The sequence below is a fragment of the Citrobacter meridianamericanus genome (assembly GCF_041320245.1).
Lineage (GTDB): Bacteria > Pseudomonadota > Gammaproteobacteria > Enterobacterales > Enterobacteriaceae > Citrobacter > Citrobacter meridianamericanus.
Genome location: NZ_CP101037.1, coordinates 106,902 through 124,272, shown reverse-complemented (window position 1 = coordinate 124,272; position 17,371 = coordinate 106,902). Strand labels below are relative to the sequence as shown.

The following is a 17,371-nucleotide window of genomic DNA, read 5'->3' as shown; positions in this document are numbered from 1 at the left end:
AATGTGAGTTAGTCGTCCTATTTTAGGAAGTTAATAATGACTAAAACAAAAGGGTTACCTCGTCCGCTGACGCACTACGCTTGGCTTTCCATTGCCACGGCTATTGCCACTATCGGACTCAAAGGTGTGGCGTGGAAAATGACCGGTTCGGTCGGTCTGCTATCTGATGCCATCGAATCCGTAGTTAACCTCGCAGGAGCCCTAATGGCGCTCTGGATGCTGACCTTGGCTGCGCTTCCGGCCGATGAGAACCATGCATATGGGCACGGCAAAGCCGAATATTTCTCGAGTGCTTTCGAAGGATTTCTGATCCTATTGGCGGCAGCCAGTATCGCCTATACCGCAGTTGAGCGGATGTTAACTCCACAGCCGCTTGAGGAGATTGGTCTCGGATTACTGGTTTCAACAGTCGCATCAATCCTTAATTTTGTGACGGCTCGCATTTTGTTAAGGGCTGGCAGGCAGCACAACTCTATCACTCTTGAGGCAGATGCTCATCACCTGCTGACCGATGTCTGGACGTCGGTCGGTGTCATTTTTGGTGTCGGACTGGTTTATCTGACCGGCTGGTTTTGGGTCGATCCGATCGTTGCATTGCTGGTCGCAGCCAACATCGTTTGGACTGGTTATCAGCTTATGAGTCGTTCAGCTGCAGGTCTGATGGACGTATCGCTACCCACGGAAGAACTCAAAAAAATCGAGTCACTGCTGGCAGGATATCGTGAACAGGGGCTTGATTTCCATGCACTACGTACACGCCAGGCTGGCGGGCGGGCGTTTATGACAATGCACATCCTAGTTCCTGGGCGATGGACTGTTCAATATGGGCACGACTGGGCCGAGCGTATAGAGAATGATATCCGCACCGCACTGCCTTTTATCCATATCACCACTCATGTGGAACCGTTGGAAGATCCCGCGTCAATGAACGACCAAACGCTCGACATTTCTGATCACTAAACTAACCACATGTCGCTGGTCGGGCAGGGTAACAAACCTCGCTCTACAAAAATTTCAGGTATTCTCTATAATTCTGAGGGTACTTGATGTGACCTGCGCCCAATTGTTGGGCACGCAATATTTTTAAAAAGTCCGCTTCTGGCACAAAGCGGACAGTGATCACCGTTCTTACGACTACTTTCTGACTTACTTCGTGACTTGCCCTAAGCATGTTGTAGTGCGATACTTGTAATGACATTTGTAATTACAAGGGGTGTAAGACATGGGTAGCATTAACCTACGTATTGACGATGAACTTAAAGCGCGTTCTTACGCCGCGCTTGAAAAAATGGGCGTAACTCCTTCTGAAGCGCTTCGTCTCATGCTCGAGTATATCGCTGACAATGAACGCTTGCCGTTCAAACAGACACTCCTGAGTGATGAAGATGCTGAACTTGTGGAGATAGTGAAAGAACGACTTCGTAATCCTAAGCCAGTACGTGTGACGCTGGATGAACTCTGATGGCGTATTTTCTGGATTTTGACGAGCGGGCACTAAAGGAATGGCGAAAGCTGGGCTCGACGGTACGTGAACAGTTGAAAAAGAAGCTGGTTGAAGTACTTGAGTCACCCCGGATTGAAGCAAACAAGCTCCGTGGTATGCCTGATTGTTACAAGATTAAGCTCCGGTCTTCAGGCTATCGCCTTGTATACCAGGTTATAGACGAGAAAGTTGTCGTTTTCGTGATTTCTGTTGGGAAAAGAGAACGCTCGGAAGTATATAGCGAGGCGGTCAAACGCATTCTCTGAACCAAAGCATGACATCTCTGTTTCGCACCGATGGTGACACTTCTGCTTTGCGTTGACAGGAGAAGAAGGCCATGAAAATGCCGAACCAACCCATTGTTTTGTGCATATTAATAGTTTGTTTAACGCTGTTGATATTCACCTGGCTCACACGAAACTCGCTTTGCGAGTTGCGGATGAAAGACGGAACAAGGGAGGTATCTGCTATCCTGGCCTACGAATCCGGTAAGTAGCTGACAAAGAGGGGGGCAACCCCCTCTTTTCGGGGTGTGGATTAGTATGCCATCGGCACCTTTTGAAAGGGTTTCTCCAGTCGGGGAAACCCTTTTTTCCTCCCGTCTTGTGGCATATAGCCTTTTGTATAAATCAAGAACCAGACCCAAAGAGTCCCACTTCACGCAAACCGTTCAAAAGCCTTAGCGTAATCCAGTCGGGAAAAATTTCACCGGTGCTCGTCCGGGCACGTACCGGAAACAATGGACTTCTCACTGGTCGGTAGCTCATAGAACGTAGCCATTGCGGTCAGTCCTTATTCTGTACCCAGTAGAGTTTTATGGCCGTCTGGCAAATCGTTCAAACATTGTCATTTCTGTTCTCGCTGCATCCGGTCAAATGATACGGTGAATTCAGCTCATGGGCATTCGCATCGCAGTCTACGAAGGCACCAGAAGTTTGAGGATGTTACGCAAAGAACAGTTATCAGGTTTGCTGGTGGGCGTAATGCCTACCTCTACTTTACTTCATAGGGATTCTTCTGCGGGGAAGCAAGAATTGACTCAACGTTGTCCGGTCGTACCAGATTTGTCGCGGAAAGCGCCTTTTTGTGAGGGGGGCCGCAGCGCTAAACCTTTTCCTGGAACGACATGAAGGACAGCAGAGCGTCCGCCCTGGAGGACAGCTCAATACAGTCTCCACGCTGCGGTTCTATCTCTTCGTCAATGGTTTCATTGTACCAAATACGCAGCCGCCATCCCTTCGCAGGGAAAGCGCTCTGCATCGCCAGGACCATCCCCTCCGGCGACAGCAGTTCTCGACAGAGGTAGCAGGCCCCGATCCGGGTTGAATCCCGCAGCCACATTACGGGATACTCTTTAACCAGTTGGTCATACACGCATTCTGCCATATGAAAGTAATTTTCGTCAGCCCTGCAAAAATCACACATTCGATTTCCTTAAATGGTGTTCATCGAGATAATTCAGAAAGTTGATTCGCCAAACTACGGGGCATTTCTTTAATGGCGGAGCTTTACATCACTATTTCTGTCATTTTCAAATCCGCCGGATACAGCAATAATTGCACCGAACAGCGGTTTGAACTGCAATGCATCCGTAGGGTATGCGACAATAATAAGGCTCTTCCCGTACTCTTAAAAATGGAAGAGTTTAAAACCCATACTGCTGGGATGAGCGAAGCACGGTACATTATGCCAGCGTATAAGGGCCGTCATAACTTGTTTTTTTCTAGAACACGGCGAAGTTTTCTTACCTGGGAAGCTGTGGAAAGCGTACCGGTTCGGGGATGGCATGCGCTTGCCTTTTCACCTGGTTTGAGTACATAGGCTAATGCCAGCTCGTTCAGAGCCGCCTCAGCTTTCAACAGGGCCTCAATGGCCGTGTTCAGGTATACAGTTCGGCTCTCATGGTTCATCAGGATTTTCCTCACAAGGGTAAAAATGACAGGCGATACCTGCCGTTTACCCTTTGTCTCCGTTAAGAATGGCATCACGGCAGGCTTCCCAGATTACCTGGGCATTAGCATCACACTCCACGAACCCGCCGCACTGATCGTATATCACCTGGTATACCTCAGGGGGAATCTTCCCAGGCGCAACCGGAGTTGAGCGTTTGCCTTTATGAATCTCATCTGCGGTATCACAGACAGCGTCGAGATGCCGCGACATCCACTCAGATAATTTCAGACCCTCTCGATTTGCCTGTTTTACATAGCGAACCTTTCTGGAAACCGTAGATCGCATCTGAATCTGTGTCACAGCTGGCACATCTTCTTTCATGGCATTCTGTAATGCAGCTTTGGGCTTTTTCATGTTCATGGTTGCTTTAAATTATTCTGGAGTTCGTCTGATATAAATGCTGACGTGATCTGTCAGCGTTGCTTAAATAGTTTATCGCCTTCCGCCAGTTCGCCGTTGAGCTGTTCAATCACGCTCCAGATGAGCCGATCATCCGGCGTTGAGCCTGCACACTCTTTCACGACCGCCACGGGTCTAAATTCTTCAGGGTCTGCCTGCCCGGAGGTGAAGAGCCTGCTCTCAATCCAGTGGGCCCCCTCTGTGCAGCAGTGGCAACTGGTTTCAGGTGGTTCATCCAGACCGTCCACTCCACAGGCTGAGCAGGTGAACAGTTTGCGAGACCCACCAGCCAGTGGCGTATCGCAAGCTGCTGGAAGTGCGCCAGCATTGCGCCAGTACAGCACATGATTTGAATCGTAGCAGTGTCCATGAAGCAGAAGCGAAACGCCGCAACTGCGAGTTTCAATGGCTTTGCCTGTGCCAAGGTATTGCCCGATCTCGTCCCATACGTCCACTAAGGTGTCAGGCAGCGGACGCGTAACAGGGAACTTAGCGCAGTCGTCCGGGGTGCCTTTAATGCAGCAGAGGGCCGAATACGCAAGCTCCTGCATTTCGTAGGAGTACTGACCACATACCACGCGTTCCAGTTTGTCGATTAGTTGTTCTTTATTCATCATACTCAGCCTTATTAAACAAATTCATTACGCCACTGGCACCATCTGGCCGGAGCAGACTGCGGCCCGGTAGTAGAGCCGCAGGGGGTGTCGCTGGACTAACAGGTGCTCAGTGAGTCCCGCACTTCCTCATGACTGGTCATTTTCAGAAGAAGCTTTCCAGGGCAGCGTGGTTCCGCCTGTGAACGGGTGACGTCTTCGTTGATTGCCTGGATATGAGCAGATTCAACGGTCCGACGCTGTACGACATGGTTGCTCAGGTTGAATTCGCACTGGAGCCTTCTGGCATCAGAATCCGCGTTCATTGCAATACGTTCATCAAAGCGGCGGTTCATTCGCAGAGCCTCTTCGTGAGCTGCATCAACAAGGGTGCGTCTGGTGACATAGTCGTTACCAGCAAAAAACGATAGCTGAGCGTGTTCCGAAGAGTAGTCGGAGCTTCCCTTACAACGGGCAATCGCGGCTTCAGAGTGCAGGATTAATGAACTCAACCGTGAACAGACGTCATTGATGGTGCCGGTTTTCAGACAGTCGTGGATAAGTGTCCAGGCGGAAATGCTCAGCGGGCGGCTGGTGATCACATAGGGATTGTAATGATCAACCGTTACGATAGTACGCAGTGAATGAAGCGATTCGGACTGCGTACGTAAGTCACGGCGAACAGTACATGCCACCGAGGCAACATCTTTACATTCTTTGTCGGACATCGAGTCCAGTACGCGGATCTCCACCTCTGCCGCCTTTGAGGCGATATGCGCACTAATCTCACCCTTAAGACGTTTGTAGTCAGCCTTGAAGCTTCCCACGCTGTCAATATCGATCCAGTAACCACAGCTGTAACCAGCATTACCAAACTCGTCATCTTTCTCATAGTTCGGACAGCCGTCATTGCTCCAGCCAGCTTTTTCCAGCAGCTCGTCAATAGCGACCAGCTCAGCCATTGGTGCATGTTCGATAATGAAATAATGGACACGGCCCCAGGCATATGCGCGTGAACGGCCATCAACAGAAGTATCAGAAGTCGTCTGACGGGAAAGTTTCATGAGGTACTCCAGTTCTGCCCGGTACCGCCGGGGCGGTGGTGCGAAAGCCGCACCATGAATGACACTATGATCCTCCTAACTTCTATTGTCAATACAATTGAAGTGGCGTTGTATTTATTCATTATTTGGACCCGGCTCGTACGGAACGACCGTCGGGACTTGCCAATTATTCTGCGGTGAGCAGGGGGAAGGGAACATCCCACCGCTTGTTTCAAGATGTACAGCCAAGGAGGGCGCAGAATGCCTGACAGAATCATCGTGCAGCGGTAGCGAAAGACCTGACAAACGGGAAAAGTATCCTTTTATTCCAAAGCCAACCTCAGCTTTTAATGTCGCCAGTACGTTTCTTAAACATGCCAAATCGGTCTCTTATACGGCCGGATGGGCCCGATGAAAACGATAAAATGAGAAACAGAACCCGACACATCGCTGCTCTCTGGGAAAGCCGGTCAGCAGATGGAGCGCCAGGAACTAAATCCGCTGGTTTTAATAATGATTGAGGAGAACAAGATGAAAGATAACAAGACACGTCCTGTAGACTCGTATGCTCATGCTGATTTCATGGAGTCCGTCTTCAGCAACCTCAGGGCTTTCTGTGATGCGGAATGCCAGCGGCTAACTGCCGGTTATCCCCCAACTGTCAAACCAGAACAGCAAAGCACTGACGGCCAGCTGTCGGCGGCATAAATCATTACCTGCCAGTTCGTTCAAATTTCCGCTTCCTTAAGCCCGGGCCAAAAGCCCGGCTCAATCCAAAAACTGAACGTACCGGTTTACCTCTATATCTCCTCAATCCCCTGCGACTTACAAGAGACCCGCACCGGTTTAGCCATTCCTGTCCTGCCACTCTCTCATCACTGGCCCAGACAACCGGAAAAGTAACTTTTCTCTCCGACTCACCTTCTGAACCAGCTATTTTGCTTAAACGTAAAAACGGCCCACTGTTGTGAAGATTTAAAACGGACGGATCGAGTAGTATTGTCTCAGGAATTTTTTTTAAGAAAAGTTACTTTTTCTTCTGTGCAACCTATTAGAAAAAATGTCGAACCTGGTATTGTTGTGTTGTAGCGCAGTTAAACAACCAACCAAAAGAGAGAACAAAAATGTCCGCAATCGAAACTGAAGTAAAAAACAACAGCAACGAAATCAGCCTTCGTGGTTACCTGGAACGCACTGGTAACGGTGCCCGTAAAGGTAACGGCCTTATCATTGACCCTTCGGTTGTTGTAGAGCAGGAAGGCTTTAACACCCGCACGGCCGGTATGGGCGAGCTCTACTATTCAATGCCTCACGTTGTGGAACACCTGAACAGCCTGGCCGATGCCTACATGGAAGACCCGTTCAGCGTGACGCCTATCGTTGTTCAGATGGTTAATGGCGTACCTGTACTGCGTCAGGGGGCTTGCCGTATCCGTTCCATCGCTATTGCAAACCGCCAGCTGGAAGCAGAAGGGCGTGAACGCATTACTCGTATTCGCTGCGAAGAGTTTCGCGGTAGCGCTTCAAAAGCAGAACTCTTCACCCTGACCGGCAACTCCAACCTGGCGCTGTCTGTCGTAGCTGAAGCGCTTTCAATTAAGCGTCTTGTTGAAGATAAAGAAGAGCCTAAGACCTTTGCGGAACTGGCAAAAAAACGTGGTAAATCAGAGCAGCATCTTCGCCAGATGGTTCGCGTACTGGACCTGCCTTCTGAACTACAGACCATGCTTGTGAGCGATCAGGTGAGCATGTACGTTGCGCTGGACGAGTATATGTACAGCGGTGAGGATGCGGTAGATAACATCAACAAGGCGATCTCCATCTATGGTAAAGCGACGAAAAACACGCTGAAATTCGTCAAAGCTGCCAAGGTAGAAGAGCGCATGGCAGATCCGCAGACTCCGGAAAACTCCGGTGATGAGCAACCGGCAGGTAATGCTACCGTTAACACCCCGGTACCGGATCAACTGAATGATGAAAGCAATACAGAGACGCTGGTTACGCCACCGGTACAGGAACCAGCTCCGGCTCCAAAGGACAGCGCTCCTAAACAGAACCCGGCAGGTAAAGCACCATCCATGTCCAGCGTTCTGAACAAAAAGACCGTGACCGTCATTGCCGACACCGCGATCCCGATTTTTGAACGTATTGCTGAAGAAGCCAAGCTTAAAGAAGGTGAATCTGTCAGCACTGATACTTACACGCTTGTTCTGACCAATGATGAAATGAACGATATCATCAATGCTCATGCTGACCTGAAAGAGTACCTGCGTAAGCATGCTGAGAAGATGAATAAGGGACAGGCATGATTTTCTGACCGACCCCTCCATCCGGACGGGTCGGTAACTTTTTCAGGACAAGGGGAAACAGGGCAATGAAGAAGGCTTTTATCAACGTAGACAAGACTAACCCACTGCCAGTCCTGACGGATTCGGTGACCCGGGTAAGTATTCAGTGCACGGCAAAAGATGAAAACGGGGCAGGGATCGAAGTGAACATCCTCGACCTGATTCAGGATCATGATACGGATGAAGTGAAAGTGCAGTTTGGGAGCTCGCCTGTTCAGGCTCTGGCGATGCTCCGCCGGGTTATGACAGCACTGGAAAAGCAGGCAAATGCAGAACTGCAACAGAATTCCTGCTCGCGTATGCAGTAAACGGTAAAAGCAGAATGTTCCCTACTGGATAAACCCGGTGGACCTCACGGAGAGCAAGTCACCGAATGGTTCACTGTTAAGTGATATACATCCGGATTTATAAGGTTTTGCAGCATCCGAATAGGCAATAAATAGAATTATTTTGATTTATCTCAGCAAGGAAATGGAAAGCTACCAGATTTTAGGATAGCGAAATGCCTGTATCGCTACTCTGCTGAATTAGAAATGATTTTAAACGCAATGCATAATGATAGAATAGCAATGCCTTTAATTATTTGTCACGTGTGAATTATATGTAGACTTACGGAGAGGATATGGTAATTACTTATTCATTATCGGAAACGTTTAATATGTTTTTACGCGAGATTATTGCATCTGGACTTGCAGTTTTTTGCGCATGGTGCGTTTTGTGTCTTTTCTCTGATCAGGAACGAGGTAAAGAGGTTCCTGTTTCTATGAAAAAAATAACTTCAAAGTCAGCTTTCTCCTACTTTATCAGTTCTCAAATTGCCGCTTTTATTATCTCCTTGTTGGGTTCAATCTTAAGCACGAAATGGGACAACATCGTCTGGAATGATGAAATAAGACAGTTTTATCTGCATGTAGGATTTGGGCTGGTAGCTTGTGTATTCTGTCTGCTTGTAATCTTGCATGAGAAATTTATCAAAAGAAATTTAAATGTTTATTCTGGTTATTGTGGTTCACTGGCAGTTAGTCTCACAGGAATCTTTGTACTTTGTGCGTTATATCTGACATTTTCATTACCATTTCATTATGAAGAACGTCTACTTAATGATGCATCCTTGGTGGCTTCGGATGGCGTTGAAAATTCAGTCGTTTTTGCAGACGGTCGTTACTGGGTTTTTGAACTGGGCTTACCATATTTCAAACAGTCATTGCTCAAAGAGGTAAGAAGGGGCAGGTACCAGCTAATCTGCACTACAGAAAAAAAAACAACATGCTGGTCTGGCAAAAAACTTCCCGAAAAACCAACCTCTTTGAAAGCTAGTTCATAAAGATTTAAACTGCTCGCTTAAATCCACACTGGTCCAATTTTGAAAATTTATTGTGTTTTTAAAAGAAATTACAGTGTGGGTTATTAGCCAGTAGGTCGGAGTTTTATATAATACCCAAAAACACAGGAGGTATTATGAAAACCAATCTGGCCTATGCATCTAATTGCTCCGATTCTGTCTACTCCTATATTTATCAGGCACTGCAACAACGCTCTGGTGCCGAGAATGAAAGCCTTTATCAGCAGGCCATTTCCAGCTGCTGCACAGATAAACAAAAAAAGAAACTGGCCGGGTATTATGCCGGTCCATGGCAGCTGCTATTCAACGCGTGGTGTAACAATCGCGTCCCTAACACAGCGGTGCTGGCCCTTTTACTCCAGCAGTGCTTATCTCATTTCCAGTGCGAAGAAGTGATCGCAGCCTGGCAGTAACCCTATCAAGCCCCTTCGTATAGCGGAGGGGCAGGAGATATCTCATGTACAGAAACGACAGAAACGTGGATTCCTTCAACCTGGTTAATGCTCTTCAGCCGGTCTTTCGTAACACCGGCTGTGGGATGTTTGAATATGATCGTAAAAAGCAGAATGAAACCGCTGATTCAATCTTACGAGCGTTGGCGTTAAATGCCGATTTCGCGAGGGCCTTAAAACAGTACGTCCGGATTAATTCTGTACGACGGGTTGTTCAGTTCGATGACGGCTCGGTTCGCTATGGTATTCATGCCGAATTTGAAGGGCATAATAAAATTAATTCCTTCCGTATTTTTAAAGATGAAGATACAGACGCATTTGACTCCTATTTTTATTCGGTTTGCGATAATAAAGCTGAGCTGGTGGATTTTAAAATGGACTCTCTCGATATTCAATTGCAGGCAGTTTTTGAAAAGGTGACAGGTATTTTTCTGTCACATTAAATATTCAAATTTTCAATCCTCGGGCTGATAGACAAAAAACGCACTTTAGAATATAGATGAGATGAATATGAAAAACGTAAATATTTTGGATACCGATATTGCGGCCATTAATGCTCTTTCTGGCGTAGAACTGACTGACTTTCTCACTGCCGGGTATCAGGTAAACTGGTTAGGAGAAAGGGAGGTTTCGCTGGTGGGCTTTCCGTGTTTAGCAAGCAACAAGCAGCCGGTAGAAGTTGGTCCCGGCATTTTCATTAATCGCGTGTACAGCAGAGACAGCCAGTCTCTGAGCGGGAAATTGCGCTATGACCTGTCTAATGGTCTGGCAACGAGTGCATTTTCATTTTTCTCCCAGTCAGGCTGGTATGGGGGATTCCGTGTCGTATCTTTCCGTGACAACGGGCCAGCTGCGTTAATCAACATTGGTATTGTCCATGAGAATGTTTTGAATGCATTTTGTGCTGACTTCCCCCGGGCCAATGTGAGCGTAACCCGTTTTCATTGTGGCATGACGCTTGAGCAGATCCGAATGTTCATTTCAGACACTGCTTACGATATGCCGCTTTATAACAACGAGTCTGACTTTCGCAGGCTCGCCAGTTAGCATGGAGGCTGACTTCAGTGCTTACGCCTAAAAGCCGGTGAGCGAGGTGGCGGAACCGGTTGGCTTCGCCCAGTCTTACTTACTTCTCTCAAGGTACTGCGCTGCAAGCGTACGTAAAAAAAGTAAGTAGCTAAATGGCGTGAGCGATTAGTTCTATACGGGAAGAAGTCATAGTATTCTGAAATGATAGTTATCTCATACGAACGATAGTAATGGAGTTTCTTAATGGGCGTTGATATCTGCTGGCGATTTCAAAGGGAAGAAAAGCCTGGTAAATGGATTAATTTATCAAGCAATTATAAAGGGGACCGATCATATCTCCACTTTGCCTGGCTCGGATTTGATGTAGATCGTGAAAGGGCGAGCACATCAGCAGTTTTTATCCACGCATTACGCGGATTACCTGATGATATACCGTCCGAAGATGATGATTTATTCGGTGAACATTCATACTCATGGCTGACTTCGGAAGAAATTTTGTCAGCCATACCACCCGATAACGCCGGAGAGGTGATCCAGGAATTTGTCGAAGAAGTAAAGCGTCTCCACGTGGAGAACGGCAGCGTCCGTTTCGTCTTTGGATTTGAAGGGTAACCCGTAAGAAAGTAGCTATCTTACCCGGCTAGGTCTCCAATCTCTCAGATGCTCAAAGAGGGCCGGGCATGGTGCCCACACATCCCCTACCATTCCGATTTGATATTCGTCTAATACACCCTTTAAAGAAAACAAGCAGACGGCAATGAGACGTCGGATTAGCGTCAGCAAATATGAGACGTCAGTAGTCGATGTTTGTCCTGCGGAACGTGAATCTGTTTACAAGGGGTAAAGCCGTACCATCCATGAGGGCTCAGAGAGCCGGGGTCTCCTCCAGATCACTGGAAGTTATTGACTCTGGCAGGCCTATCCCTATGACTTTTTCCCGGATGGCAAATTAAGAGCGAACAGGGCCAAATTAGTACTCTTTTCTAAACGGAAATACTGAATCACCCTGATATAACTGGTCTCTCACAAGACAGGAGATCATCAATGGAACGTGTAATATTTTCAGTAATCTTTTTTATGATGCTGGGCGTACCTTTTTACCTTCTTTATAAAATTGCCCGGGACATTTTTGGTACCGCCGGTGCTGGTGAGCCTGCACAATTGCCTCAGGGCAAGCAAAGACGCTCAGGAGGCGCTGGTTCGGGTTCGATCTGGCAAGGACACCATCTACAGGGGAGCAGCCATTTGAACCCCCTCGGAGGTGATTGTAATGGTGAAAATAGCATAGCTGGTGGTTGTGATGGTGGCGGTGGAGGAGGTGACGGAGGTGGTGGTGGTGACTGATAGCCTGCAACTTTAACTATCAGGATGAAACCCATGTCCAGCAACCGGAAAAAGAATTCATTTCAACCGAAAAGCCCTGCCTTAAAGTGAAGCGTATTAAACGTGAAGGATGCTGAATTAGAGGGTATCGGTTTTATACTGAAGCGTAACTGGAAGAAGGATCTGAAATTAACTATTACGGAAAAGTAACTTTCTGACTCACCACGTACGCCCCTCGGTTATGCCATACAGTTTGATACGAAAACAGATCAGTAAGTAGATTGCTATACGCCGGAGAGAAGTCTATTTTTCATGCACCGAACCTGTTTGGCCTGCAATGGAAGCAGGTATAATAATCACATACAAAGGAGGGCATTATGAATACATTTTTATACGTGCTTTTGGCCTGGATTGTTGTGCTTTTTATCGCCAACAAACTGCTCGCAAGACGTAAGCCCAATACGGTTAAAATCCTGGTACAGCGCAACGGGAAAGCCGCAGAGGTTGATGCTGTAGTGGTTCAGGGTTCAAAGAGAGCTAACAACAGTTCTGTTGCGGACAGCGACGCGGTAGATAGTTATTTTGAAATGAATCCTTACTCCCGCGAAAACCAGGCGAATGGTTGGGCTATGCTGGCCAGAGACGATGACCAGCTTAAATAATCAGTTGAGTGTGATGTGTAAAGCAGCTTAAAACTCTAAATGGACGAACAGGGGAGGTGACAAAGATGACAACCAATACAACAACGACCACCTACCGCTCAGAAGAAATCGTGCCGTTCAGACGGCCCAAAGGGGATCTGGATAGTCGGTATATGCCTCAGGTGTATGCAATGGTGCGGAACTGGGCAAGTAACCCTGCTCAATATGGTGAGGGTGTACTGGCCTCCTACCGCCAACCGGCAGTAAACCTTGCCTACCAGGTAAAAGGAACTCGTGTTGTTTTAATTCTGGTACCAGTAGAGTGCGAGCCACCTGGAGTGATAATGACGGAAACAGTCCTGTGGCCGTCACTATCACTTGTAGAAGTCTTGCAGACCTTGCAGGAGGCCTGGCAAAATATTCCGGCGTTAAACCCCTGACGACTTCTGTCAATATCACCGGCTAGTGATTTACCTCTCTGCTGGTGGTCAGCCCGCCTAAGTTCAAATTATCTCTTTCTAAATTAGCCCGGATAAAAATCGGTCCCTCTAAAATAGCCTGCCCTGAGTAGGCTACGTCATACAAAGCGTTGGCCAGTCACCAGCTGGCTGGTGGCCATAATGCTCCACAGGATAAACCGTATCAGAACTACGCAAAGAAAAAGCCCCAACAATTTACCGATGGGGCCTTTTGCAGACATTTTACAGCCTTACCAATGATAGAGCGCTAAGGCTTCTGCTTAGTGAACAGACTTGCCCACAGATAATGGATAAAGTTGAGCAGAATGTATGTTACTCGTTGCTCGAATTTCATCGGGGCTTTGTACTTTGTCGTTATGTTATGAATATGAGTAAGGTCCGTATAGAGCCCTGGCGACTTCCTTGTTGACTTCAACACCGAACAGATGTGCTGAACAGACTCCGGTGTGAACAACCGTAGCCCTCGTCGTTGTTTGACTTTATGGATAAAATCGTCCATCCCCATACATAACCATTCCGGCTTGATGCCATCAAACTTACAACGTCCGTTTATGATGACGACATTGATACATTCCAGTTCTCTAGCCTTAAGAGCAGACTGAATAGCCCTGATGTGCCCCTGGTTTTGCTTAAACGGGTTCTGCAACTTGAGGGTTCGGGACTGAGTCCATTTCCGCCAGTGGCTTTCCTCCAGAGTACCGTAGAGCTTGCCTACGTAGTTTTTCTGCTCTATGACGTATATACCATGTGGGGCTACGAGAATGTGATCAACCTGCGTAGTGCTATGAGCCGACAACTGAAAGGTGAGATCACTAAGTAGCCCCTGAGCTTCTTCAGGAAGCCCAGATTCAATTGCCTTTGCAGTCCGCCGTTCCGCTATGGCAGAGGTCATAAATCCCAACAGACACAGCAACACGACGAAAATAAGGATAATGAAAGCTACCCCCGTAATGCTCCACAGCAGATTGAAAGCATCCATGTTACCTCACAGAGGGGTAGCTGGTGGCATTAACAGATTCTACTAAGCGGGTAGTGGTACCGGTAAGGCTCTCAATATTTGAAGACAGGCTCATCAGCATGCCGAGTGCAGAACGGAGATTACGATGAGGCTCATTGTAGTTTTTGAACGTGTCAGTGGAGTACATTTTTGAAAGACGTGTACGGATCTCTACTGACGTAAGATCTCCATCCACCAGGCCGTACTTAACTGCCTGAGGTGTTGGCCATACACGGCCTGAATAGAGAGAAACAGCATCGGCATCATGACGCGAGAGAAGCTTTTTACCCCGTCCAAGTTCAACATCAGTTATAAATTTTTCATGCATCGTGTTCAGGATCTCCTTCTGCATGAACTCCCTCGTTGAATCGGACAATGGGTGGAAGGGGTCAAGAGCATCTTTGAACTCACCGGCCGTAAGGGGCTCATTCTTGACGCCTACTGTGCTCATGATCTCTGACAGATTCCAGTGGTCCATACGCACACCGATAGAACCGATCAGGGCATTACTGTCGGCATAAATTGCATCAGCGGGCGATACCGCGTAATAGCATGCGGATGCGCATATGCCTTTCACACTAACGATGATTGGTTTATATGAGTCTGCGATATCAGAGAAAAAACGACCGGTACCGCTGGAGAGTACTTCGAGGGAGTTTTGCTTCGACCGTGCTTCATCGCCACGTTCTGTGCTCCCGGTTTTGTTACTCTTGTCAGCGGCTACAGATGAAAGAGAGCCACCGGCATCTGATACGCGTTCAATCTGTGGCTGGTGGTTTTTAAGCGCGTTTATCTGGCGGTAAATAATGATGGCGTCAGAGGGACCACCACCACCTGACTCTGCCTCGATAATAACTGCTTTGGCATGGGGATTATTGTAAGCTTTGGCAAGAGCTGTTGCGATCACTGTTCCATCGCCCGTTTCCGAGCCGGTACCCATCTCGCCAGAAATCCGTATTACAGCTATATGGTCTTTCTTCCCTTCAGCGTCCTGCCATTGTTCGTAAAGATTGTAGAAAGAAAACCCTACAGCGGTCATGGCAATTAGCGACATAGCAACTTTTGCCGTGGTATGAATGCGAAACATCTTATAAAAACGGTCAGCGTTATCATTGAGCGATTCTTTGATATTTGTAGGGGACTTCCTTTTTTTACTGCTTAACATCTGACCACCTTTACATGAGTTTTTGAAAGTTAGACCACAAGCGATTCAATGCAATTCCCAGTATCAATAAAGCGACTGGTGGGAAAAGTTGAGCGATATTGTTAAATAGTGACATATTTGGCATGACCAGGTAGACCATCGTTAAAGCACTGATCACCCAAAATGCTCGAAACCAAATACGATAAAACTGAACTGTAACCTTACCAAATACGTACCTCTTCAATTTCCACTGGTACATTCCATCTGCTAGCATGGCAAATAGATAGGGCAGAAAAACGATTAGCCACCCCAGGATTAAGTTCCACCGGAAAATGGACTGATAAAGTAAGAGGGGTATGTTTTTGGCCATAGTGTAATTAATAGAGGTAAATTTTTCAGCAACAATGTTAATACCTCTGGCTGGTTTTTTGGTGTCAGGGATCAGAATAGTATTCAGATAGTCAATTAACTTATAGTCATGTACCAACCAATTTAAAGTCGCTTCACTATTTGCAATGACAGACTTCCAACGGTCATTTGATATGATGGACCGGCTTGCATTAACCTCCTGAGTAATCTGATATTTGAGCTCCTCAGTATTCTGGAAAGCCAAGCTGTAACCAAAATAAATGACCATGCCAAAAAAAAGCATTGTTCTGAGCACTGCTGCCCTGCTTGTATTATCCGCAGCCATTGCTTTCCCTCCATTCACGAAAAAGAGCTAGCCTCTGATCGTGATTGCAATAGTTGTTACGCCACATCGTCGGGATACCCAGGAGCCAGTGGTACTGTTTAGGTATGATTTGGTCGATGAGGCTTAACTCCGCCAGTTCTTTATGCTCTGCGCTTTTCCACTCGATCTGTCCCACATCAGGAACAAATACAGCGGTCCTTGCTTTTGCGGCCTGGCGGGAAAATTCTATAAAGTTGATGCCCCACGGCGTCCAGTATCTGTACTGCTCGTTTAGGCCGATGTTAAACACCGGCAGAGAAAGAGTTGAGTCGGCAAAAGCCGAAATCACATTTTTGCAGACTCTTGGACTATCTATTTTTTCCTGTTCGGTTTTGAGATGAGTCAGCAGTGCACGGTCAATAAGGCTTTGTTGAATAAATCAGATTTCGGGTAAGTCTCCCCCGTAGCGGGTTGTGTTTTCAGGCAATACGCACGCTTTCAGGCATACCTGCTTTCGTCATTTTGTTCAGCGCTCGTACCAGGGCCATAGCCTCCGCAACCTGACCATCGTAGTCACGCAGCGTCAGTGAACCCCCGAACAGCTGTTTTACCCGGTACATCGCCGTTTCCGCTATCGAGCGACGGTTGTAATCTGTTGTCCATTTCCACCGCGCATTACTCCCGGTCATTCGCTGATTAGCCACTGCACGGTTACGGTCTGCATATTCACCGGGCCAGTAACCCGCGCCTTTTCGGGGCGGGATAAGCGCGCTGATTTTCTTACGCCGCAGTTCATCGTGACAGAGCCGGGTGTCGTAAGCGCCGTCTGCCGATGCTGCCCTGATTTTTCTGTGAGTCTGCCGGATAAGACCCGGGAAGGCTTCTGAGTCCGTCACATTGTTCAGCGACAGGTCTGCACAGATGATTTCATGTGTTTTACTGTCAACGGCGAGATGCAGCTTACGCCAGATACGGCGGCGTTCCTGGCCATGCTTTTTGACTTTCCACTCGCCTTCACCGAAGACCTTCAGCCCGGTGGAATCAATCACCAGATGCGCGATTTCACCCCGGGTGGGCGTTTTGAAACTGACATTAACCGACTTTGCCCGCCTGCTGACACAGCTGTAATCCGGGCAGCGTAGCGGAACGTTCATCAGAGAAAAAATGGAATCAATAAAGCCCTGCGCAGCGCGCAGGGTCAGCCTGAACACGCGTTTAATGACCAGCACAGTCGTGATGGCAAGGTCAGAATAGCGCTGAGGTCTGCCTCGTGAAGAAGGTGTTGCTGACTCATACCAGGCCTGAATAGCTTCATCATCCAGCCAGAAAGTTATGGAGCCACGGTTGATGAGGGCTTTATTGTAGGTGGGCCAGTTGGTGATTTTGAACTTTTGCTTTGCCACGGAACGGTCTGCGTTGTCGGGAAGATACGTGATCTGATCCTTCAACTCAGCAAAAGTTCGATTTATTCA

25 protein-coding genes and 1 pseudogene are annotated in these 17,371 nt (G+C 47.6%); 15 read left to right on the top strand and 11 right to left on the bottom strand.

The window, feature by feature from the left end; all coding sequences use genetic code 11:
* Window positions 1-36 precede the first annotated feature (36 nt).
* The gene (locus tag NMD08_RS26525; RefSeq protein ID WP_000167917.1) at window positions 37-960 is read left to right on the top strand and encodes a cation diffusion facilitator family transporter; all 924 of its coding nucleotides are present in this window, start codon (window positions 37-39) and stop codon (window positions 958-960) included.
* Between the two features lie 121 nt (window positions 961-1,081).
* Here NMD08_RS26525 and NMD08_RS26520 read toward each other — a convergent pair.
* A pseudogene (locus NMD08_RS26520) lies at window positions 1,082-1,198 on the bottom strand (hypothetical protein); the annotation flags it as partial.
* 24 nt (window positions 1,199-1,222) lie between these two features.
* Between NMD08_RS26520 and relB the strand changes: the two are divergent.
* From relB to NMD08_RS26505, 3 genes are all read left to right on the top strand, one after another.
* Window positions 1,223-1,462 (top strand): type II toxin-antitoxin system antitoxin RelB, encoded by a 240-nt coding sequence (gene relB / locus NMD08_RS26515; protein WP_000534858.1) that lies wholly within the window; start codon window positions 1,223-1,225, stop codon window positions 1,460-1,462.
* On the top strand, window positions 1,462-1,749 hold the full coding sequence (gene relE, locus NMD08_RS26510) for a type II toxin-antitoxin system mRNA interferase RelE (protein ID WP_000323025.1): 288 nt from the start codon (window positions 1,462-1,464) through the stop codon (window positions 1,747-1,749). Before relB ends, relE begins: the two co-directional genes overlap by 1 nt.
* 71 nt (window positions 1,750-1,820) lie before the next feature.
* Window positions 1,821-1,979 carry a type I toxin-antitoxin system Hok family toxin gene (locus tag NMD08_RS26505; RefSeq protein WP_001447866.1) on the top strand — a complete coding sequence of 53 codons (159 nt, stop codon included), beginning with the start codon at window positions 1,821-1,823 and terminating at the stop codon, window positions 1,977-1,979.
* Window positions 1,980-2,587: 608 nt separating this feature from the next.
* On the opposite strand, the gene NMD08_RS26500 is transcribed toward NMD08_RS26505, so the two are convergent.
* The 5 genes from NMD08_RS26500 to NMD08_RS26480 all read right to left on the bottom strand — a co-directional run bounded on the left by NMD08_RS26500 (window position 2,588) and on the right by NMD08_RS26480 (window position 5,492).
* Complete coding sequence (locus tag NMD08_RS26500) at window positions 2,588-2,908, bottom strand: hypothetical protein (protein WP_000332796.1); 321 nt, start codon at window positions 2,906-2,908, stop codon at window positions 2,588-2,590.
* 281 nt (window positions 2,909-3,189) lie between these two features.
* Window positions 3,190-3,393 (bottom strand): hypothetical protein, encoded by a 204-nt coding sequence (locus tag NMD08_RS26495; protein WP_001015183.1) that lies wholly within the window; start codon window positions 3,391-3,393, stop codon window positions 3,190-3,192.
* A gap of 46 nt (window positions 3,394-3,439) precedes the next feature.
* On the bottom strand, window positions 3,440-3,790 hold the full coding sequence (locus NMD08_RS26490) for a hypothetical protein (RefSeq protein ID WP_000743059.1): 351 nt from the start codon (window positions 3,788-3,790) through the stop codon (window positions 3,440-3,442).
* A 59-nt stretch (window positions 3,791-3,849) separates the two neighbouring features.
* Window positions 3,850-4,452: a hypothetical protein gene (locus NMD08_RS26485; protein WP_012695474.1), complete on the bottom strand. Its 603-nt coding sequence runs from the start codon at window positions 4,450-4,452 to the stop codon at window positions 3,850-3,852.
* Window positions 4,453-4,547: 95 nt separating this feature from the next.
* On the bottom strand, window positions 4,548-5,492 hold the full coding sequence (locus tag NMD08_RS26480) for a DUF5417 domain-containing protein (protein ID WP_000778029.1): 945 nt from the start codon (window positions 5,490-5,492) through the stop codon (window positions 4,548-4,550).
* Between the two features lie 510 nt (window positions 5,493-6,002).
* Between NMD08_RS26480 and NMD08_RS26475 the strand changes: the two genes are divergently transcribed.
* The 11 genes from NMD08_RS26475 (at window position 6,003) to NMD08_RS26425 (ending at window position 13,046) form a co-directional block, all read left to right on the top strand.
* Window positions 6,003-6,179, top strand: coding sequence for a hypothetical protein (locus NMD08_RS26475; RefSeq protein WP_001371930.1), 177 nt, complete (start codon window positions 6,003-6,005; stop codon window positions 6,177-6,179).
* A gap of 416 nt (window positions 6,180-6,595) precedes the next feature.
* Entirely contained in the window at window positions 6,596-7,780 is a 1,185-nt protein-coding gene (locus NMD08_RS26470) for a hypothetical protein (protein WP_001272971.1), read from the top strand.
* 65 nt (window positions 7,781-7,845) lie between these two features.
* A complete protein-coding gene (locus tag NMD08_RS26465; RefSeq protein WP_000708863.1) occupies window positions 7,846-8,127 on the top strand; it encodes a hypothetical protein in 282 nt (93 codons plus the stop codon).
* Between the two features lie 314 nt (window positions 8,128-8,441).
* Window positions 8,442-9,143: a hypothetical protein gene (locus tag NMD08_RS26460; RefSeq protein WP_004248818.1), complete on the top strand. Its 702-nt coding sequence runs from the start codon at window positions 8,442-8,444 to the stop codon at window positions 9,141-9,143.
* 134 nt (window positions 9,144-9,277) lie between these two features.
* Window positions 9,278-9,574, top strand: coding sequence for a hypothetical protein (locus tag NMD08_RS26455; protein ID WP_000856246.1), 297 nt, complete (start codon window positions 9,278-9,280; stop codon window positions 9,572-9,574).
* Between the two features lie 44 nt (window positions 9,575-9,618).
* Entirely contained in the window at window positions 9,619-10,056 is a 438-nt protein-coding gene (locus NMD08_RS26450) for a hypothetical protein (protein ID WP_000286108.1), read from the top strand.
* A 67-nt stretch (window positions 10,057-10,123) separates the two neighbouring features.
* A complete protein-coding gene (locus NMD08_RS26445) occupies window positions 10,124-10,660 on the top strand; it encodes a hypothetical protein (protein WP_000800251.1) in 537 nt (178 codons plus the stop codon).
* A 225-nt stretch (window positions 10,661-10,885) separates the two neighbouring features.
* Window positions 10,886-11,254, top strand: coding sequence for a hypothetical protein (locus NMD08_RS26440; RefSeq protein WP_000537761.1), 369 nt, complete (start codon window positions 10,886-10,888; stop codon window positions 11,252-11,254).
* Between the two features lie 432 nt (window positions 11,255-11,686).
* Window positions 11,687-11,986, top strand: coding sequence for a hypothetical protein (locus NMD08_RS26435; protein ID WP_000442693.1), 300 nt, complete (start codon window positions 11,687-11,689; stop codon window positions 11,984-11,986).
* Window positions 11,987-12,342: 356 nt separating this feature from the next.
* Window positions 12,343-12,627, top strand: coding sequence for a hypothetical protein (locus NMD08_RS26430; RefSeq protein ID WP_001091367.1), 285 nt, complete (start codon window positions 12,343-12,345; stop codon window positions 12,625-12,627).
* A 65-nt stretch (window positions 12,628-12,692) separates the two neighbouring features.
* The gene (locus NMD08_RS26425; protein WP_000210769.1) at window positions 12,693-13,046 is read left to right on the top strand and encodes a hypothetical protein; all 354 of its coding nucleotides are present in this window, start codon (window positions 12,693-12,695) and stop codon (window positions 13,044-13,046) included.
* A gap of 286 nt (window positions 13,047-13,332) precedes the next feature.
* Here the strand turns inward: NMD08_RS26425 and NMD08_RS26420 are convergent, their stop codons facing one another.
* From NMD08_RS26420 to NMD08_RS26400, 5 genes are all read right to left on the bottom strand, one after another.
* Entirely contained in the window at window positions 13,333-14,064 is a 732-nt protein-coding gene (locus NMD08_RS26420) for a nuclease-related domain-containing protein (protein WP_000338612.1), read from the bottom strand.
* 1 nt (window position 14,065) lies between these two features.
* A complete protein-coding gene (locus tag NMD08_RS26415; RefSeq protein WP_000952985.1) occupies window positions 14,066-15,247 on the bottom strand; it encodes a S49 family peptidase in 1,182 nt (393 codons plus the stop codon).
* Between the two features lie 10 nt (window positions 15,248-15,257).
* Window positions 15,258-15,920 carry a DUF4400 domain-containing protein gene (locus NMD08_RS26410; RefSeq protein WP_000718549.1) on the bottom strand — a complete coding sequence of 221 codons (663 nt, stop codon included), beginning with the start codon at window positions 15,918-15,920 and terminating at the stop codon, window positions 15,258-15,260.
* A complete protein-coding gene (locus NMD08_RS26405) occupies window positions 15,907-16,248 on the bottom strand; it encodes a hypothetical protein (protein ID WP_223533971.1) in 342 nt (113 codons plus the stop codon). The genes NMD08_RS26410 and NMD08_RS26405 overlap by 14 nt, the downstream gene beginning before the upstream one ends.
* Before the next feature lie 130 nt (window positions 16,249-16,378).
* Complete coding sequence (locus NMD08_RS26400; protein ID WP_013815099.1) at window positions 16,379-17,347, bottom strand: IS5-like element IS903B family transposase; 969 nt, start codon at window positions 17,345-17,347, stop codon at window positions 16,379-16,381.
* Window positions 17,348-17,371: the final 24 nt, after the last annotated feature.

Bases quoted from the DNA above. Each gene is read 5' to 3' on its own strand.
- NMD08_RS26415 (WP_000952985.1), bottom strand. From the start codon at position 15,247: ATGTTAAGCAGTAAAAAAAGGAAGTCCCCTACAAATATCAAAGAATCG.
- NMD08_RS26500 (WP_000332796.1), bottom strand. From the start codon at position 2,908: ATGTGTGATTTTTGCAGGGCTGACGAAAATTACTTTCATATGGCAGAA.
- NMD08_RS26495 (WP_001015183.1), bottom strand. From the start codon at position 3,393: ATGAACCATGAGAGCCGAACTGTATACCTGAACACGGCCATTGAGGCC.
- NMD08_RS26450 (WP_000286108.1), top strand. From the start codon at position 9,619: ATGTACAGAAACGACAGAAACGTGGATTCCTTCAACCTGGTTAATGCT.
- NMD08_RS26525 (WP_000167917.1), top strand. From the start codon at position 37: ATGACTAAAACAAAAGGGTTACCTCGTCCGCTGACGCACTACGCTTGG.
- NMD08_RS26420 (WP_000338612.1), bottom strand. From the start codon at position 14,064: ATGGATGCTTTCAATCTGCTGTGGAGCATTACGGGGGTAGCTTTCATT.
- NMD08_RS26460 (WP_004248818.1), top strand. From the start codon at position 8,442: ATGGTAATTACTTATTCATTATCGGAAACGTTTAATATGTTTTTACGC.
- relB (WP_000534858.1), top strand. From the start codon at position 1,223: ATGGGTAGCATTAACCTACGTATTGACGATGAACTTAAAGCGCGTTCT.
- NMD08_RS26430 (WP_001091367.1), top strand. From the start codon at position 12,343: ATGAATACATTTTTATACGTGCTTTTGGCCTGGATTGTTGTGCTTTTT.
- NMD08_RS26440 (WP_000537761.1), top strand. From the start codon at position 10,886: ATGGGCGTTGATATCTGCTGGCGATTTCAAAGGGAAGAAAAGCCTGGT.
- NMD08_RS26425 (WP_000210769.1), top strand. From the start codon at position 12,693: ATGACAACCAATACAACAACGACCACCTACCGCTCAGAAGAAATCGTG.
- NMD08_RS26485 (WP_012695474.1), bottom strand. From the start codon at position 4,452: ATGATGAATAAAGAACAACTAATCGACAAACTGGAACGCGTGGTATGT.
- NMD08_RS26410 (WP_000718549.1), bottom strand. From the start codon at position 15,920: ATGGCTGCGGATAATACAAGCAGGGCAGCAGTGCTCAGAACAATGCTT.
- NMD08_RS26505 (WP_001447866.1), top strand. From the start codon at position 1,821: ATGAAAATGCCGAACCAACCCATTGTTTTGTGCATATTAATAGTTTGT.
- relE (WP_000323025.1), top strand. From the start codon at position 1,462: ATGGCGTATTTTCTGGATTTTGACGAGCGGGCACTAAAGGAATGGCGA.
- NMD08_RS26475 (WP_001371930.1), top strand. From the start codon at position 6,003: ATGAAAGATAACAAGACACGTCCTGTAGACTCGTATGCTCATGCTGAT.
- NMD08_RS26435 (WP_000442693.1), top strand. From the start codon at position 11,687: ATGGAACGTGTAATATTTTCAGTAATCTTTTTTATGATGCTGGGCGTA.
- NMD08_RS26480 (WP_000778029.1), bottom strand. From the start codon at position 5,492: ATGAAACTTTCCCGTCAGACGACTTCTGATACTTCTGTTGATGGCCGT.
- NMD08_RS26455 (WP_000856246.1), top strand. From the start codon at position 9,278: ATGAAAACCAATCTGGCCTATGCATCTAATTGCTCCGATTCTGTCTAC.
- NMD08_RS26490 (WP_000743059.1), bottom strand. From the start codon at position 3,790: ATGAAAAAGCCCAAAGCTGCATTACAGAATGCCATGAAAGAAGATGTG.
- NMD08_RS26465 (WP_000708863.1), top strand. From the start codon at position 7,846: ATGAAGAAGGCTTTTATCAACGTAGACAAGACTAACCCACTGCCAGTC.
- NMD08_RS26445 (WP_000800251.1), top strand. From the start codon at position 10,124: ATGAAAAACGTAAATATTTTGGATACCGATATTGCGGCCATTAATGCT.
- NMD08_RS26470 (WP_001272971.1), top strand. From the start codon at position 6,596: ATGTCCGCAATCGAAACTGAAGTAAAAAACAACAGCAACGAAATCAGC.